Genomic DNA, 15,114 nt, shown 5'->3' with positions numbered 1-15,114 from the left:
ATCGCGCCCATGCTGAGCACCGTCACCACGCTTGCCGCCGAGTCCGCCGAGCACGGCGACCCCGCGATCCACCCCTACGTCGTGGGTGCCATCGCGCTGGGCCTGCTGCTCGTCCTGCTGCTGGCAGTGATCTCGTTCGGTGGCGGCCGCGAGCACAGCTGATCCCGTGCCGGACCGGAAGGCGCCTCGCCGCGTCGGCGTGATGGGTGGCACCTTCGACCCCATCCACCACGGCCACCTCGTGGCCGCGTCGGAGGTGCAGGCCTGGTTCGACCTCGACGAGGTCATCTTCGTCCCCACGGGCGACCCCTGGCAGAAGAGCGACCGCCGGGTCACCGAGGCCGAGCACCGCTACCTGATGACCGTGGTGGCGACCGCGGCCAACCCGCGCTTCAACGTCTCCCGCGTCGACATCGACCGCGAGGGCAAGACCTACACGATCGACACGCTCCGCGACCTCAAGGCCGAGATGCCCGACGCCGAGCTGTTCTTCATCACCGGCGCCGACGCGCTCGCCGACATCTTCACGTGGCGCGACGCCGACGAGCTCTTCGACCTCGCCAACTTCGTCGGCTGCACCCGGCCCGGCTACGAGATGGACCCCGAGGCGTTGGCCAAGATCCCCGCCGAGCGGGTCACCATGGTCGAGATCCCCGCCCTGGCGATCTCCTCCACGGACTGCCGCGACCGCAAGCGTCGCGGCGAGCCGGTCTGGTACCTCGTGCCCGACGGCGTCGTCCAGTACATCGCCAAGCACGACCTCTACTCGGCCCCCACCAGCAAGGACGCACCATGACTGCCACCGACCACGCCCTCGAGCTCGTCGCCGTTGCCGCCCAGGCGGCCCACGACAAGAAGGCCGACCAGGTGCTGGCCTTCGACGTGAGCGACCAGCTCGCCATCACCGACGCCTTCGTGCTCGCCAGCGCCACCAACGAGCGCGCTGTAGGAGCGATCGTCGACGAGGTGGAGGACAAGCTCCGCGAGGCCGGCGCCAAGCCGATCCGGCGCGAAGGCCACCGCGAGGGCCGCTGGGTGCTGCTCGACTACGGTGAGATCGTCGTGCACGTCCAGCACGAGGAGGAGCGCTCCTTCTACGCCCTCGAGCGTCTCTGGGGCGACTGCCCGCTCATCCCGCTCGACCTGCAGTGAGGCGCCTGGTCCTGCTCCGGCACGGTCGCACGGAGTGGAACGACACCGGGCGCGCCCAGGGCCACGCCGACATCCCGCTCGACGCGGAGGGACAGGCGCAGTCCAAGGCGGTGGCGCCCTACCTCGCCGCGCTCGCGCCGGTCGCGGTCTGGAGCTCGGACCTGTCCCGCGCCGCGCAGACGGCGGCCCACGTCGCGGCGGAAGCCGCGCTCGAGCCGGTCCTCGACCCCCGGCTGCGCGAGTTCGACGTCGGCCCGAACCGCACCGGCCTCACGAATGAGCAGTACGCCGCCGCGCACCCCGAGGAGCACGCCGCGCTCCTCGCCGGTGACATCGCGAGCATCCCCGGCCGCGAGACCGACGACGACGTGCTCGCCCGCTACCTGCCCGCCCTGACGTCGTACGCCGACTCGCTGGGCGAGGGGGAGACCGGCATCGTCGTCTCCCACGGCGCGGCGCTGCGCGTCGCCGTCCCGGCGTTCCTCGGCCTCGCCGGCGCAGGGGAGGCGCTCGGCGTGCTGGCCAACTGCGGGTGGATCGTGCTCGAGCACGGCGCGTCGACCTGGACGGGCGGCGCCGACCGCTGGCGGCTGGTGGCCTGGAACCGGGTCGTCGCGTGAGCGGCCGGGCGCGCGAGGTCGACCTCCGGCTGAGCCGGCAGCTGGCCAAGGTGATGGACGACGCGGTGACCGTGCCCGGCACCCGGGTCGGCGTCGGCCTCGACGCCGTCCTCGGCCTGCTGCCCGGCATCGGCGACGCGGTCGGGAGCGCGCTGTCGACGGTGATCGTGCGCGACGCGATCCTGGCGCGGGTGCCGATGGCCGTGCTCGCCCGGATGGCGCTCAACCTCGTCGTCGACGCGTTGCTGGGCCTGGTCCCCGGCGTCGGCGACCTGCTCGACGTGGCCCACCGGGCCAACCGGAAGAACCTCCACCTGCTGCTCCGCGAGGTCGAGCGGGAGCCGCTGCGCGAGCCGCCCAGCGCGGCCTACGTCGCCGGGGCGCTCGCCCTCACCGTCGTGCCGATCCTCGCCGGGCTCGCCGTCGCGGTCCTCTCGATCTGGTTGCTGGTGCGCTGGATCAGCTGAGGGACACCCCGATTTCTCCTCGCCGCCGGCGTCGGCTAATGTTCTCCGCGTTGTCCTTCCGGCTCCACGGAAGGACGATGTTGGGGCTGTGGCGCAGCTGGTAGCGCATCTGCATGGCATGCAGAGGGTCAGGGGTTCGAGTCCCCTCAGCTCCACCAACGAGAAGTCCGGCGCAGAGCGCCGGACTTCTGTGGTTCCGGGGCGCCGGTCGGGCGGTAGTCCACCGGGCGATGGCGGTCCGGGAGGTCGCCCGACGACCGCTTCCCGGTGGACTACCGCCGACGGCCTGGCCCAGGCCAATCGCTCGTTTCCCGTCAGGAGGAGTGGCGCAGCGCCTCCACCACGGCTGCCATGTCGTCAGCGCCGAAGCCGAGGTCGGAGGAGCGGGTGTAGAGCGCGTGGCTCTGGCGGGCCATCGGCGCGTCGGTGCCCGCCGCGGCGGCGAGCTCGAGCACGAGCGCGCAGTTGCGGGCGACGTCGTCGATGGCGGTCTGCGGCGCGTAGTCGCGCTCGAGCATGGCTGCCAGGCGCATCGTCGACACGGCGCTGGCCATCGGCCCGGAGTCGAGCACCCGGTGGAACACCTCCAGGTCGACCCCGCTGCGCTCGGCCAGGTGGACCGACTCCGCCAGCGCGGTGACGAGGCTGACGAGGAAGGCGTTGACCGACAGCTTGGTGGCGGTGGCGGCCGGGACCTCGCCGCACCGCACGACGGCGCGGCTGGTGGGTGCGAGGAGCCGCTCGACGGCGTCGAGGTCACCGTCACCGGCCAGCATGACGACCAGCTCGCCGCGCTGCGCCGGCACGCGCGATCCCGACACGGGAGCCTCGACGTAGCGTCCGCCCGCATCCCGCACCCGCTGGCGGAGCGCTTCGGCCGAGGTCGTCGAGACCGTGCCGAGGTTGACCAGGGTGCGTCCCTCCAGGCGCTGGGCGAAGCGTGAGCCGTCCCAGCCGAGCACCTCCGCCAGCGCAGCCGCGTCGGAGAGCATGAGGAGCACCACCTCGCAGCGGGCGAGCACCTCGCCCACGTCGGCCGCACCCTCGGCGCCGAGGTGCACGAGCTCGCGCACCCGCTCCGGGCGCCGCGTCCACACCACGAGCCGCCGTCCGGACCGCAGCAGGTTGAGCGCGATCGGCTCGCCCATGTGCCCGAGCCCGATGAAGCCGACCAGGTCCGAGTCGTCCATCGTGTGCCTCCTTCGCAGGTGTCCAGCCGATGACACCAGCCGGGTGCGGGCCCTGTCGCGGGCCACCTGCGAACCAGTGGCCTCGTCGCTTCGGCGGAAACGTCGGGGCGGTGGCACCATGTGCCCATGACCGCGACTGACCTCTCCACCGGCACCATGTCTGAGCTCACCGCCGCCCACATCGAGGCGACCGAGCGCTACGCAGCGCACAACTACCACCCGCTGCCGGTGGTGCTCTCCGAGGGCGACGGCGCGTGGGTCATCGACGTCGACGGCAAGCGCTACCTGGACTGCCTCGCGGGCTACTCCGCGCTCAACTTCGGCCACTCCAACGAGCGCCTCGTCGCGGTCGCGCGCGAGCAGCTGGGCCGGCTCACGCTGACCAGCCGCGCCTTCTTCAACGACAAGCTGAGCGGCTTCGCCGAGGCCCTGGCCCGGCTGACCGGCAAGGACATGGTCCTGCCGATGAACTCCGGCGCCGAGGCCGTCGAGACCGCCATCAAGGTCAGCCGCAAGTGGGGCTACGAGGTCAAGGGCGTGCCCGCCGGGCAGGCCTCGATCATCACCATGGAGGGCAACTTCCACGGCCGCACCACCACGATCGTGAGCTTCTCCGACGACGAGGTCGCCACCTCGGGCTACGCCCCGTTCACCACCGGCTTCCGCAGCGTGAAGTACGGCGACATCGACTCGATCGCCGCTGCCATCGACGACACCACCGTCGCTGTGCTCTTCGAGCCGATCCAGGGCGAGGGCGGCGTGGTCATGCCGCCCGAGGGCTTCCTGCGCGCGCTGCGCGAGCTCTGCACCGAGCGCAACGTGCTGATGGTCGCCGACGAGATCCAGTCCGGCCTGGCCCGCTCCGGCCGCACCTTCGCGTGCGACCACGAGGACGTCGTCCCCGACATCTACGTCATGGGCAAGGCCCTCGGCGGCGGCATCTACCCGGTCTCCGCGATCGCGGCCGACCACGAGGTCATGGACGTCATCACGCCCGGATCGCACGGCTCCACCTTCGGTGGCAACCCGCTCGCCGCGGCCATCGGCACCGAGGTCGTCGCGATGCTCGAGGAGGGCACCTTCCAGGCCCGGTCCGCCGAGATCGGCGACCTGCTCGAGGCCGGCTTCCGCCCGCTCGTGGGCAACGGCCTGTCCGACGTACGGGTGCGCGGCGCGTGGGCCGGCATCGACATCGACCCGACGCTGATGAGCGGCCGGCAGATGTCCGAGGCGCTGATGGCCCGCGGCATCCTGGCCAAGGACACCCACGGCTCCACCGTCCGCTTCGCCCCGCCGCTGGTGGCCAGCGACGAGGACATCGCCGGGCTGGTCCGCGCGGTCACCGAGATCCTCGCGGGCTGACGGTCGGCGTCGAGTGGCCGCGCGCTTCGACCACCTCGTCGTCGCCGTCGAGGACCTCGACGCGGCGGCGACCCGCTGGCGTGCCGCCGGCCTGCCCGCCGAGCGCGGGGGAGTCCACCCGGTCGGCACGGAGAACGTGCTCGTCCGCGGTCCGCGACCGGCGTACGTCGAGCTGATCGCGGCCGGGCGGGACGAGTCGAACCCTTGGCTCGACCGCGTCCGCGGGGCCCGCGGCCCGATCTCGTGGGCGGTCGCCGTCGACGACATGGAGGCGGCGCGTGCGGCGCTCGTCGACGCCGGCTTCGACCCGGCGCCCGCCGTGCCGGGCTCGCGACGCACCCCGGACGGCGACCTCGTCGAGTGGGTGGTCTGCGACGTCGATGCCGGGCCCTACGACGACGCGCTCCCGTTCCTGATCGAGTGGACGACCCCGATGCCTCCCGGCCCCGCGGACGGCGCCGTGGTGGAGTCGGTCGGGCTCACGCCGCGCGATCCCGACCGGGTCGCGGACCTGCTGGTGGCGCTGGGTTTCGTCGCCGACCGGCACTTCCCCCGCCGGGTCTTCACCGAGGCCGGCGGGCATGTCAGCATCATGCTGGCGCCGCTGGGGGAGCCGGTCCGCACGGACGGGACCGCGTGGGCGACCTTCACCACCGATGACGTGGCGCAACCGACCTCGATCAGCGTGTCGACGCCCCACGGAGGAGGCATGGTCGTGCTCGACGGCGTGGATGTCTCGACGCGCCCGGACCGCCGCAGGTTCGCGGCGGCGGCGCTGCTGTCCACGGTCGACGAGGCGTTCACTCGACTGCGCGGCGACCTGGCGGACTGGCCGAACCCCCGTCCCGGCGGACGGGAGCCGCTGGAGGAGGAGTACTCCCGCTGCCTGGACCCGGAGAAGTACCAGCTCCTCGCCGTCCGCGCCGACGCGTGGGTCGAGGCGATCACCACGGCCGGGATCGGGACGGCCGGGTCGGTCGAGCCGTCGTCGCTCACGTGGCAGGGCGAGCCCGTCCTCACGCCGACCCGCGTCACGGTGGTGCGCGGAAAGCCGGGGACGCAACCGATCGTCGTGGGCGTGGCCCCGTCGCAGTCGGCCGAGGAGGCGTTCGTCCAGATCGGCGTCGGCGAGCCTGTGGAGGTCCTCGAGCGCCAGCCGGACTGCGGCTGCGACGCCTGCGACACCGGCTCGGCCGACCTGCTGGAGACGGTGGACGACGCGTTCGTGCTCGCGCTCTCCGGGGGTGTCTACGCCGTGCGGGAGGGGTCCAGGGTCGTCACGCGGCATCTCGACGGCTGGGGGGCCAACGGCGTGGCCGACGCGGAGCGCTGGCTGGACGAGGCCGCGGAGGGACGCCGTACCGACGGGGTGGTCGCCGGCGATCCCTGGCTCAGCTGAGCCGGTCGACGACCGCCGTCAGACCGGCGGCCCGGGCCGCCTCGCCCGGCGTCGTGCCCTCCAGCGGGGAGACCAGGGTGGGTGACGCCCCGCGGTCGAGGAGAAGCAGGGCGACGTCGGAGCGCCGCTCCTCGATGGCCGCGACCAGCGCGGTCGACTGGAGCTCGGGGTGCACGAAGTCCACGTCGACGCCGGCGTCGAGGTGGTGCTCGACCAGCTCCACGTCACCGGCGCAGGCTGCGGCGAAGAACGCCTTGTAGTCCCCGTGGGACATCAGGCGATGGTGAGGCCGCCGTCGACCGGGATCATCTGCCCGGTGACGTAGCCACCGGCGTCGGAGGCCAGCCACACCGCGGTCGCGGCCAGCTCGTGCGGGTCGCCCTTGCGGCCCGCCGGCACGCGCTGCATGGCCAGGTCGAGGTAGCCGTCGGGGTAGGTCTCGGTCATCTCCGAGGCGAAGAAGCCCGGCGCGAGGGCGTTCACGCGGATGCCCTTGCGGCCAGTCCACTGCTGGGCCAGGTCGCGGGTCAGCCCGCCCAGGCCGGCCTTCGAGGCGGAGTACGCCGCCTGCGGCAGGCCACCGGTGGTGATGCCGAGGATCGAGGAGATGTTGATGATGCTCGAGCCCGGCTGCATCACCCGGCCACACGCCTGCGCCATCCAGTAGCAGCCGTTGAGGTTGACGTCGATGACGGAGCGGAACTGCTCGGGGGTCTCCCGGGTGGCGGGCACCGCCGTGCCGATGCCGGCGTTGTTGACGAGCACGTCGACGCGCCCGAACTTCGCCATCGCCTCGTCGACCAGCCGCTGGCACTGGTCGGGGTCGGCCACGTCGGTCGCGACGGTGTGCACCCGGCGACCGGTCGAGCGCACCGATGCCGCGACCCGCTCGAGCTTCTCGACCCGGCGCGCGCCGAGCATGAGGTCGGCGCCCGCCTCGGCGAAGCAGTGGGCGAAGGCGACGCCCAGCCCGCTGGAGGCACCGGTGACGATGACGACCTTGCCGTCGAGGCGGAACATGTCCATGACTCCCATGCCGGGACCCTACGGCGTGGCGGTCGTCACGGGTTCCGTCGGGGTGACCGGGGTGCGCGGCAGGTCGCGCACGGACCTGGAGCACAGCACGAGCGCGACGACGACGGCGTACGCCACTCCCGAGGCGACCAGGAGCTGCTCCACGCCGACCACCTGCGCCAGCGGCCCGTAGGCGACCTGGCCGATCGGGATCGCCACGAAGGACCCGAGGGCGTCGTAGGAGTAGGCGCGCGAGAGCATCGAGTCGTCGATGTTCTCCTGCATCGCGAGGTTCCACCCCATGCCGAAGACCTCGACGCCGACCCCGGCGAGGAACGACGCGGCGACCAGCCAGCCCAGGCTCGGGTGGACGCCGAGCAGCACCATCGGCGGGACGAACGCGAACATGCCGATCATCCCGTAGAGCAGCGGCCGCTGGAGCGGCAGCCACAGCAGCACGACGGTGGTCAGCACCAGACCGATCGCCTCCGCCGAGAGCACGTAGCCCCAGCCCTGGCGGCCGATGGTGTCGTCGGCCACGACCGGGCCGAGCGTGTTCCAGGCACCGCCGTGGATCGCGTTCATCACGCCGAAGCCGACGACCACGACCCACAGCCAGGGCGTGGCCCAGAAGAAGCCCCACCCCTCGCGCAGCTCGCGGATCGTGCTGGACGACCCGCTGCGCGGCTCGCGCGGCGGGATCGTGATCGGCAGCAGCAGGAGCGCGCTCAGCAGCCAGGTCCCCGCGTCGACCGCCAGCGCCCAGCCGGGCCCGACGGTGACCACGAGGAGCGCCCCGACGCTGGGTCCGAGGACGGTCAGGCCGTTGCGGGTCAGCGACACGAGCGCGTTGGCCGGCTGGAGCTGCGCGCGCGGCACCAGGCTCGGCAGCACGCTCGCCATCGCCGGGAAGCCGACCCCGCTCACCACGCCGTGGGCGGCGGCCAGGACGAGCAGCATCCAGATCTCGGCGTGCCCGGTGAGCACGAGCACCGCGATGGCGCCCTGGGTCAGCGCCGAGGCGAGGTTGGAGAACTGGAGGACCGCCACCCGCGGGAACCGGTCGGCGATCACGCCGCCGTAGAGCAGCAGCAGCACCATGGGCGCCATGTGGGCCGCGAGCACCTGCCCCAGCGCGCTCGCCGAGTCGCTGATGTCGAGCACCGCGAAGGCGAGCGCGACGTTGGACATCATGTTGCCGAGCGTGTTGACGAAGCGCGAGGAGAAGTACCACGCGAAGTTGCGGTTGCGCAGCGGCGCGAACGAGGTGGCCCAGGTCGTCATCGCTGCTCCTCCGGGTCGACGGCTCGGCGGGCGTCCTCGCCGGTGAGACCGCCGGTCATCGTGAAGGCGGTGTGGGTGGCGCTGACGTGCACGGTGCCAGGCGTCCCCGTGGGGAGGGCCGCGCCGTGCAGCAGCTGGGAGGCCTCGTGGAGGAGGTCCACCGCCCGTTGCCACGTCTCCGGGGTCACCCACGTCTCGAGGTCGCTCGAGGTCGCCGGGCCGCGGGCGGCGCTGAGCAGGCGGCGCTCGACCTCGGCGGCGCTGGCCCGCGCGTAGGCGATCCGGTCGTCGACGTCCGGGCTGCGGTCGGCCACCTCGCGCGTGGCGTCGTACCGGTAGCGCTTGGCCACGCCGCCGCGGATCTTCTCCTCGCCCTCGACCAGGAGCTTGCCGGCGTCGTGCAACACCCGGAGGTGGTACGACGCGTTGGCGTGGGTGGTGTCCAGCGCGCGGGCCACCTCGGCCGCGCTCATCGCCTCGCCCGTCAGCAGCGAGAGGATCCGCAGCCGCAGCGGGTGCGCGGTGGCGCGCAGCCGCGCGACCGCCTCGTCCGTGTCCCCCAACGCTCCACCCTCCACCCGTCGTCGGGGAGTGAGTGTGCAGGCAGCCGACGCGACTGTCAAACACTTCTTGGGCAGTCGTTATCGGGGTAGTCCAGTGGCCAGCGGTTGCCGACCCACGTACCGGACGACCGTTCGCCACTGGACTACCGCGAGGGGGCCGGAGGGGGCCGCCCCGGAACCACCCCCGACCCGACCCTGACCGGACCCCGGAACGGGTGAATTCGTCCCGGGGACGTGCTTGGCTGGTCCTCACGCAGGGGCCGCACCGGCCCGCCGAGGAGTGAGAGAGATGTCCGACCAGTACCCGACCGACCCGCAGGGCCAGCCCACCCAGGGCTACCCGACCCCGGGCTACCAGTCCCAGAGCCACCCCACCCAGAGCCACCCCACCCAGGGCTACGGCCAGCAGCCGCAGGCCGCCTACGGCACCGCCCCGGCGACGATGTCGCCCGAGGACGAGCGCACGTGGGGTGCGATCAGCCACGCCGGCGCCGTCGTCGCGATGATCTGCTCGGCCGGCTTCCTCGGCTTCCTCGCCTCGATCGCCGTCTACGTGATCCACAAGGACCGTGGGCCCTTCGTCCGCAGCCACGCGGCCAACTCCATCAACATCCAGATCACCATGTTCATCTGGCTGCTCGTGCTCGGCATCCTCACCATCCCGATCGCCATCTTCACGCTGGGCCTGGGCCTGGTCGTGATGCTGCCGGCGCTCGCCGCGGCGTTCGTGGTGGCGGGCGTCCTGCACGTGATCGGCGCGGTGAAGGCCTACAACGGGGAGTGGTGGACGCCGCCGCTCACCCCGCAGTTCGTCAAGTGACGACCCTCAGCTGAGGTCGCGCAGGACCTCGTCCTGCCACGCGAACGCTGCCCGGGACCGGACCGCGAGGTCCGGCCCGGGCATCAGTGCTTCCACCCGCTCCGCCATCCCGGCGGGCAGGTCGGTGCGCAGGTAGCGCAGCCCGAAGTCGTGCCGTGCCGGGCAGTGCTGGACCCGCAGCAGCCGCACCAGCGGCTCGACCGCGAACCGCAGGTGCAGCGACGTCGCCTCGGCGAGGTCGCCGCGGGCGATGGCCCGCTCCACCAGCCAGGCAGCGGTCTGGCGCCGGGCGGCGGTCTGGGCGACCGCCTGCCGCCGCTGCTCCTGCAGCTCGGCCTCGTCGTCGTCCGCCAGGACCAGCAACCCGTCGGGGTCGTGCAGCACCAGCGGCACGCCGTGGCGCCGGGTGTCCATGGTGAGCACCTCGGGAGTGGTCAGGACGACGAGGTCGACGAGCCGGGTCGGGCGGCTGAGGTCACCGGCGTCGGGCTGGAGGTGGACGAAGCACTGCCGCCCGGTCGGCCACGTGGCCTCCGGCAGCTGCCAGACGTGGTCGACGTCGAAGTCCCGCTGCACCAGCTCGAGCACGGCGTCGTACGTCGTCGAGGCGTCGCCGCTGCACCACGCCTCGACGTCGAGGTCGGAGTGCTCGTCCCACCCCCCGGTGACAGCCGAGCCGTTGACCACGACCACCTGGAGGGTCGGCACGCGGCCGGGGAGCCCGGTGAGGAACGCGAGCCAGTCGTCGTACCTGCTCAGGTCAGCGGCCATGGGAGCGAGTATGCTGTCTCTCGTGCACGAGCAGCTCCTTCTTCGACAGCCGCGCTGATCGGGATCTCCCACCCACGGAGACCGACACGCGGCCACCCCTCCATGTGAGGGGTTTTTTCATGCCCGACCCAGCACCATCCGCACCTGCAGAGGACACGCCATGAGCACCCCAGACACCGCAGACACCGGAGCCTCCCACCCGACCGAGGCCGAGCGCGCGACGTACGACATCGCCGCCACCGAGACGAAGTGGCAGCGTGTCTGGGAGGACCTCCAGCCGTTTCGCGCCGACGACGACAGCCCGCGCGAGAAGCGCTACGCGCTGACGATGTTCCCCTACCCGAGCGGTGACCTGCACATGGGCCACGCCGAGGTGTTCGCGCTGCACGACGTGGTGGCGCGCTACTGGTGGCAGCGCGGCTACGAGGTGCTGAACCCGATGGGCTTCGACTCCTTCGGCCTGCCTGCGGAGAACGCCGCGATCCGCCACGACGAGCACCCCGACACATACACGCGCGCCAACATCGCCAAGTCGATCGAGTCGTGCCGGCGCTACGCCGCGTCGTTCGACTGGTCGCGCACCTTCAACACCAGCGACCCGGAGTACTACCGCTGGACGCAGTGGCTGTTCCTGAAGTTCTACGAGCGCGGCCTGGCCTATCGCAAGAACAGCCCGGTGAACTGGTGCCCCAACGACCAGACCGTGCTGGCCAACGAGCAGGTCGTGGGCGGCGTCTGCGACCGCTGCGGGGCGGAGGTGACCAAGAAGGAGCTGACCCAGTGGTACTTCAAGATCACCGACTACGCCCAGGAGCTGCTGGACGGCCTGGACGACCTGGAGAAGACCTGGCCCGACCGCGTGGTCACCGCGCAGCGCAACTGGATCGGCCGCTCCGAGGGTGCGCACGTCGACTTCGTCGTCGAGGGGCGTGACGAGCCGGTCACGGTCTACACGACCCGCCCGGACACGCTGTTCGGCGCCACGTTCATGGTGGTTGCGGCCGACGCCGCGCTGGCCGGCGAGCTGGTCACCGACGAGCAGCGGCAGGCGCTGGACGACTACCTGGTCGAGGTCCGCAAGGAGACCGAGATCAACCGGCTGGCCACCGACCGGCCCAAGACCGGTGTCTTCCTGGGCGTGCACGCGACCAACCCGCTGACCGGCACGCAGATCCCGGTCTACGCCGCCGACTACGTGCTGGCCGACTACGGCACCGGCGCGATCATGGCCGTCCCGGGACAGGACCAGCGCGACTGGGAGTTCGCCCAGGCGTTCGACCTGCCGGTGATCCGCACGGTCCAGCCGCCGGAGGGCTGGGAGGGCGAGGCCTTCACCGGCGACGGTCCCGCGATCAACTCCGCCAACGACGACATCGACCTGTCCGGGATGGGCGTCGCCGAGGCCAAGACCACGACCATCGCCTTCCTGGAGGGCAAGGACCTGGGTCGCGGCACGGTCAACTTCCGCCTGCGCGACTGGCTGCTGAGCCGCCAGCGCTACTGGGGCGCCCCGATCCCGATCATCCACTGCCCGGTGGACGGCGAGGTCCCGGTGCCCGAGGACCAGCTGCCGGTGACCCTGCCGATGCTGAAGGGCTCCGACCTGAAGCCCAAGGGCACCTCGCCGCTGGGCGGGGCGGCCGAGTGGGTCAACGTCGCCTGCCCGACGTGCGGCGGTCCGGCCACGCGCGACACGGACACGATGGACACCTTCGTGGACTCGTCCTGGTACATGTTCCGCTACTGCTCGCCGCACGAGGACGACCGGCCGTTCGACAGCGACAAGGTCAACGCCTGGATGCCGGCCAACCTCTACGTCGGCGGCGTCGAGCACGCGGTGCTGCACCTGCTCTACGGCCGGTTCTTCACCAAGGTGCTCAACGACATGGGCCTGGTCGACTTCCGCGAGCCGTGGTCGGCCCAGCTGAACCAGGGCTTCGTGATCAACCAGGGCAAGAAGATGAGCAAGTCCCTGGGCAACGGCGTCAACCTGGGCGACCAGCTGGCCGCCTTCGGCGTCGACGCCGTGCGGCTGACGCTGGTCTTCGCCGGTCCGCCGGAGGACGACATCGACTGGGCCAACATGTCGCCCGAGGGGTCGCTGCGCTTCCTGCAGCGAGCCTGGCGGCTGTCCGGTGACGTCACCTCCGCCCCCGGCGTCGACGTGACGACCGGCGACGTCGCCCTGCGGCGTACGACCGCGCGGACGATCCACGACGCGGCCGAGCTGGTCGAGACCTACCGCTTCAACGTGATGGTCGCGCGGGTGATGGAGCTGGTGAACGCCACCCGCAAGGCCATCGACTCCGGCTGCGGCCCGGCCGACCCGGCGGTGCGCGAGGCGACTGAGGCGGTGGCGATCCTGCTGTCCCTCGTCGCTCCCTACACGGCCGAGGAGATGTGGGAGCGGCTGGGTCACGAGCCCACAGTCGTACGCGTCGGGTGGCCGGCCGTCGACGAGGCGCTGCTGGTCGAGGACACCGTCACCGCGGTCGTGCAGGTCAAGGGCAAGGTCCGCGCCCGGCTGGAGGTGTCCCCGGACATCTCCGAGGCCGACCTGGAGGCCGCGGCGATGGCCGACGAGGGCGTCCAGCGGGCGATCGACGGAGCGCAGGTGCGCAAGGTGATCGTGCGTGCGCCCAAGCTGGTGAACATCGTCGTCTGAGGTCGTCCCCGGACAGTAAGGTCCCTGCATGTCCCGCGTCGTCGTGGTCACCGACTCGACCGCGAGCCTGCCCACCGAGGTGGCGCAGGCCCGCGGCATCCGGGTCGTGCCGCTGCAGGTGGTGATCGGCGCCAAAGTGCTCGACGAGGGCCCGGACGGCGCCACCCCGGACGTGGTGGCGCAGGCGCTGCGCGACTTCGTGCCGGTGAGCACCTCGCGACCTGCTCCCGCGCTGTTCGCGGAGGTCTACCGCTCGTTGGAGGCCGACGGGGTCGACGAGGTCGTCTCCGTGCACCTCTCCGGCGAGATGAGTGGCACCTTCGAGTCCGCGCAGCTCGCCGCGCTCGAGGTCGACCTGCCGGTGCACGTGGTCGACTCCGGGCAGGTCGGCATCGCCACCGGCTACGCCGCGCTGACCGCGGTCGACGTGCTCGAGTCCGGCGGCACCGCGCAGGCGGCGGCCGAGGCGGCCCTCGCGCGCGGCCAGGCCGCCTCGTCGCTGTTCTACGTCGACACCCTGGAGTACCTCCGCCGCGGCGGCCGGATCGGCGCCGCAGCCGCCCTCTTCGGCAGCGCCCTCGCGGTCAAGCCGCTGCTGGAGATCAAGGACGGCCGTGTCGTCCCGCGCGAGCGCGTGCGCACGGCGTCGCGTGCGCTCGCCCGGCTCGCGGACCTCGCGGTGGAGATCGCGGGGGAGCAGCAGGTCGACGTGTGCGTCTCCCACCTGGCCAACGCCGAGCGGGCCGAGGAGCTGGCCACCACGCTCGCCGAGCGCCTGGCCGGCGGGCTGGACGGGCGCGAGGTGATGTGCGGCGAGCTCGGCGCCGTGCTCGGCGCCCACGTCGGCCCGGGCATGGTCGCGGTCTGCGTCTCGCCGCGCCCCTGACACGTTTCTCCACAGATCGGCGATCGGGCCTGTCGGAGCGGGCACGGGCGTTCCTAGCGTGGAGGCATGCGCCGATCCCAGTCCTCGTCCGAGCACGCGGAGGCGGTGTCGCGACGGCTGGCGACGCTGAGCGCGGAGCTGGCCGCCGTACGCAGTGAGCCCGACCCCTCGACGCACACCCGGGTCCGCCCCTCCGAGGCGCCCCCGCCCGCGCCGGTGGTCCTGCCGGTGCCGGGGCGGCACGCGTCGCGGCGGCTGCGGCTGGGGGCCCTCCGTCTGGGGCCGGTCCACCTCGCCGTCGTCGCCGTGGTGGCGGCCGTCGCGGTGGGGCTGGCGGCGTGGTGGGCGGTGCGCGACCAGGCGGAGGCGGTGCCCCTCGCGCCCGTCGAGCCGGCGGCCTCGCCGCTGGCCGGGCTGACGGACACCGAGGTGGCCTCCTCGACCTCCCCCGACCCGTCCGTTCCCTCGCCCTCGGGGACCGCAGCCCCCTCGGCTGACCTCGTGGTCGACATCGCCGGCAAGGTGCGCCGGCCGGGGATCGCGGTGCTTCCTCCGGGGTCGCGGGTCGTCGATGCCCTGAAGGCCGCCGGCGGCGCGCGGAGCGGCGTCGACCTCACCTCGCTCAACCTCGCCCGCCCGCTGGTCGACGGCGAGCAGATCCTGGTCGGGGTGGCGCCTGCGGCCGGGGTGGCGGGCAGCCTCGGCTCGCCCACGCCGTCGGGAGGGACCCTGGTCAACCTCAACACCGCGGACCAGCCCACCCTGGAGACGTTGCCCGGGGTGGGTCCGGTCACCGCCGAGGCGATCCTCGCGTGGCGCACCGACAACGGGGGCTTCTCCTCGGTCGACGAGCTCCTGGAGGTGGACGGCATCGGCGAGGCGACGCTCGCCGACCTGGCGCCGCTCGTCACGCTCTGACCC

At 72.5% G+C, this 15,114-nt stretch carries 17 protein-coding genes and 1 tRNA gene; 12 read left to right on the top strand and 6 right to left on the bottom strand.

The annotated features are described in order from the left end of the window. Positions 1 to 9 precede the first annotated feature (9 nt). The 6 genes from ASC64_RS22515 (at position 10) to ASC64_RS13180 (ending at position 2,397) form a co-directional block, all read left to right on the top strand. Positions 10 to 162, top strand: a complete 153-nt coding sequence (locus tag ASC64_RS22515; protein WP_200937748.1) for a hypothetical protein — start codon at positions 10 to 12, stop codon at positions 160 to 162. A gap of 4 nt (positions 163 to 166) precedes the next feature. Continuing rightward, positions 167 to 796, top strand: coding sequence for a nicotinate-nucleotide adenylyltransferase (nadD, locus tag ASC64_RS13200; protein ID WP_439956824.1), 630 nt, complete (start codon positions 167 to 169; stop codon positions 794 to 796). Next, entirely contained in the window at positions 793 to 1,152 is a 360-nt protein-coding gene (rsfS, locus tag ASC64_RS13195; RefSeq protein ID WP_056908012.1) for a ribosome silencing factor, read from the top strand. The genes nadD and rsfS overlap by 4 nt, the downstream gene beginning before the upstream one ends. Continuing rightward, a complete protein-coding gene (locus ASC64_RS13190) occupies positions 1,149 to 1,772 on the top strand; it encodes a histidine phosphatase family protein (protein ID WP_056908011.1) in 624 nt (207 codons plus the stop codon). The genes rsfS and ASC64_RS13190 overlap by 4 nt, the downstream gene beginning before the upstream one ends. Then, entirely contained in the window at positions 1,769 to 2,239 is a 471-nt protein-coding gene (locus ASC64_RS13185) for a DUF4112 domain-containing protein (protein WP_200937747.1), read from the top strand. Before ASC64_RS13190 ends, ASC64_RS13185 begins: the two co-directional genes overlap by 4 nt. Positions 2,240 to 2,321: 82 nt before the next feature. Then, a tRNA-Ala gene (locus tag ASC64_RS13180) sits at positions 2,322 to 2,397 on the top strand. A gap of 156 nt (positions 2,398 to 2,553) precedes the next feature. Here the strand turns inward: ASC64_RS13180 and ASC64_RS13175 are convergent. Continuing rightward, on the bottom strand, positions 2,554 to 3,429 hold the full coding sequence (locus ASC64_RS13175; protein ID WP_056908010.1) for an NAD(P)-dependent oxidoreductase: 876 nt from the start codon (positions 3,427 to 3,429) through the stop codon (positions 2,554 to 2,556). Positions 3,430 to 3,555: 126 nt separating this feature from the next. Here ASC64_RS13175 and rocD point away from each other — a divergent pair, with 126 nt between their 5' ends. Then, the gene (gene rocD, locus ASC64_RS13170; RefSeq protein ID WP_156385187.1) at positions 3,556 to 4,791 is read left to right on the top strand and encodes an ornithine--oxo-acid transaminase; all 1,236 of its coding nucleotides are present in this window, start codon (positions 3,556 to 3,558) and stop codon (positions 4,789 to 4,791) included. A 13-nt stretch (positions 4,792 to 4,804) separates the two neighbouring features. Beyond that, positions 4,805 to 6,190: a DUF6226 family protein gene (locus ASC64_RS13165; RefSeq protein ID WP_056908009.1), complete on the top strand. Its 1,386-nt coding sequence runs from the start codon at positions 4,805 to 4,807 to the stop codon at positions 6,188 to 6,190. Here the strand turns inward: ASC64_RS13165 and ASC64_RS13160 are convergent. From ASC64_RS13160 to ASC64_RS13145, 4 genes are read right to left on the bottom strand one after another with little or no spacing between them, the layout of a single operon-like run. After that, complete coding sequence (locus ASC64_RS13160; protein WP_056908008.1) at positions 6,183 to 6,464, bottom strand: ankyrin repeat domain-containing protein; 282 nt, start codon at positions 6,462 to 6,464, stop codon at positions 6,183 to 6,185. The two genes, ASC64_RS13165 and ASC64_RS13160, sit on opposite strands and share 8 nt — an antisense overlap. After that, positions 6,464 to 7,225, bottom strand: a complete 762-nt coding sequence (locus ASC64_RS13155; RefSeq protein WP_056908007.1) for an SDR family NAD(P)-dependent oxidoreductase — start codon at positions 7,223 to 7,225, stop codon at positions 6,464 to 6,466. Before ASC64_RS13155 ends, ASC64_RS13160 begins: the two co-directional genes overlap by 1 nt. A 9-nt stretch (positions 7,226 to 7,234) precedes the next feature. Then, a complete protein-coding gene (locus tag ASC64_RS13150) occupies positions 7,235 to 8,488 on the bottom strand; it encodes an MFS transporter (protein ID WP_056908006.1) in 1,254 nt (417 codons plus the stop codon). Then, positions 8,485 to 9,051: an ArsR/SmtB family transcription factor gene (locus ASC64_RS13145; protein WP_200937746.1), complete on the bottom strand. Its 567-nt coding sequence runs from the start codon at positions 9,049 to 9,051 to the stop codon at positions 8,485 to 8,487. Before ASC64_RS13145 ends, ASC64_RS13150 begins: the two co-directional genes overlap by 4 nt. Positions 9,052 to 9,340: 289 nt before the next feature. Here ASC64_RS13145 and ASC64_RS13140 point away from each other — a divergent pair, with 289 nt between their 5' ends. Beyond that, positions 9,341 to 9,871, top strand: a complete 531-nt coding sequence (locus ASC64_RS13140) for a DUF4870 domain-containing protein (protein ID WP_082550459.1) — start codon at positions 9,341 to 9,343, stop codon at positions 9,869 to 9,871. A 6-nt stretch (positions 9,872 to 9,877) separates the two neighbouring features. Here the strand turns inward: ASC64_RS13140 and ASC64_RS13135 are convergent, their stop codons facing one another. Beyond that, entirely contained in the window at positions 9,878 to 10,642 is a 765-nt protein-coding gene (locus ASC64_RS13135; RefSeq protein WP_056908005.1) for a hypothetical protein, read from the bottom strand. A gap of 160 nt (positions 10,643 to 10,802) precedes the next feature. On the opposite strand from ASC64_RS13135, the gene leuS reads away from it, so the two are divergent. The 3 genes from leuS (at position 10,803) to ASC64_RS13120 (ending at position 15,111) form a co-directional block, all read left to right on the top strand. Continuing rightward, positions 10,803 to 13,307, top strand: a complete 2,505-nt coding sequence (leuS, locus tag ASC64_RS13130) for a leucine--tRNA ligase (protein WP_056908004.1) — start codon at positions 10,803 to 10,805, stop codon at positions 13,305 to 13,307. A 28-nt stretch (positions 13,308 to 13,335) separates the two neighbouring features. Continuing rightward, a complete protein-coding gene (locus tag ASC64_RS13125; RefSeq protein WP_056908003.1) occupies positions 13,336 to 14,193 on the top strand; it encodes a DegV family protein in 858 nt (285 codons plus the stop codon). 66 nt (positions 14,194 to 14,259) lie between these two features. Further along, a complete protein-coding gene (locus tag ASC64_RS13120; RefSeq protein WP_082550458.1) occupies positions 14,260 to 15,111 on the top strand; it encodes a ComEA family DNA-binding protein in 852 nt (283 codons plus the stop codon). The last annotated feature ends 3 nt before the right edge of the window (positions 15,112 to 15,114 follow it).

The organism is Nocardioides sp. Root122, from assembly GCF_001425025.1.
GTDB lineage: Bacteria > Actinomycetota > Actinomycetes > Propionibacteriales > Nocardioidaceae > Nocardioides.
This window is presented reverse-complemented; position numbering and strand designations above follow the sequence as displayed.

What these genes read in the sequence shown, in the direction of transcription:
- ASC64_RS13155 (WP_056908007.1), bottom strand. Translation starts at nt 7,225, where the DNA reads ATGGGAGTCATGGACATGTTCCGCCTCGACGGCAAGGTCGTCATCGTC.
- ASC64_RS13175 (WP_056908010.1), bottom strand. Translation starts at nt 3,429, where the DNA reads ATGGACGACTCGGACCTGGTCGGCTTCATCGGGCTCGGGCACATGGGC.
- rocD (WP_156385187.1), top strand. Translation starts at nt 3,556, where the DNA reads ATGACCGCGACTGACCTCTCCACCGGCACCATGTCTGAGCTCACCGCC.
- ASC64_RS13125 (WP_056908003.1), top strand. Translation starts at nt 13,336, where the DNA reads ATGTCCCGCGTCGTCGTGGTCACCGACTCGACCGCGAGCCTGCCCACC.
- ASC64_RS13140 (WP_082550459.1), top strand. Translation starts at nt 9,341, where the DNA reads ATGTCCGACCAGTACCCGACCGACCCGCAGGGCCAGCCCACCCAGGGC.
- rsfS (WP_056908012.1), top strand. Translation starts at nt 793, where the DNA reads ATGACTGCCACCGACCACGCCCTCGAGCTCGTCGCCGTTGCCGCCCAG.
- ASC64_RS22515 (WP_200937748.1), top strand. Translation starts at nt 10, where the DNA reads ATGCTGAGCACCGTCACCACGCTTGCCGCCGAGTCCGCCGAGCACGGC.
- ASC64_RS13120 (WP_082550458.1), top strand. Translation starts at nt 14,260, where the DNA reads ATGCGCCGATCCCAGTCCTCGTCCGAGCACGCGGAGGCGGTGTCGCGA.
- ASC64_RS13160 (WP_056908008.1), bottom strand. Translation starts at nt 6,464, where the DNA reads ATGTCCCACGGGGACTACAAGGCGTTCTTCGCCGCAGCCTGCGCCGGT.
- leuS (WP_056908004.1), top strand. Translation starts at nt 10,803, where the DNA reads ATGAGCACCCCAGACACCGCAGACACCGGAGCCTCCCACCCGACCGAG.
- ASC64_RS13150 (WP_056908006.1), bottom strand. Translation starts at nt 8,488, where the DNA reads ATGACGACCTGGGCCACCTCGTTCGCGCCGCTGCGCAACCGCAACTTC.
- ASC64_RS13135 (WP_056908005.1), bottom strand. Translation starts at nt 10,642, where the DNA reads ATGGCCGCTGACCTGAGCAGGTACGACGACTGGCTCGCGTTCCTCACC.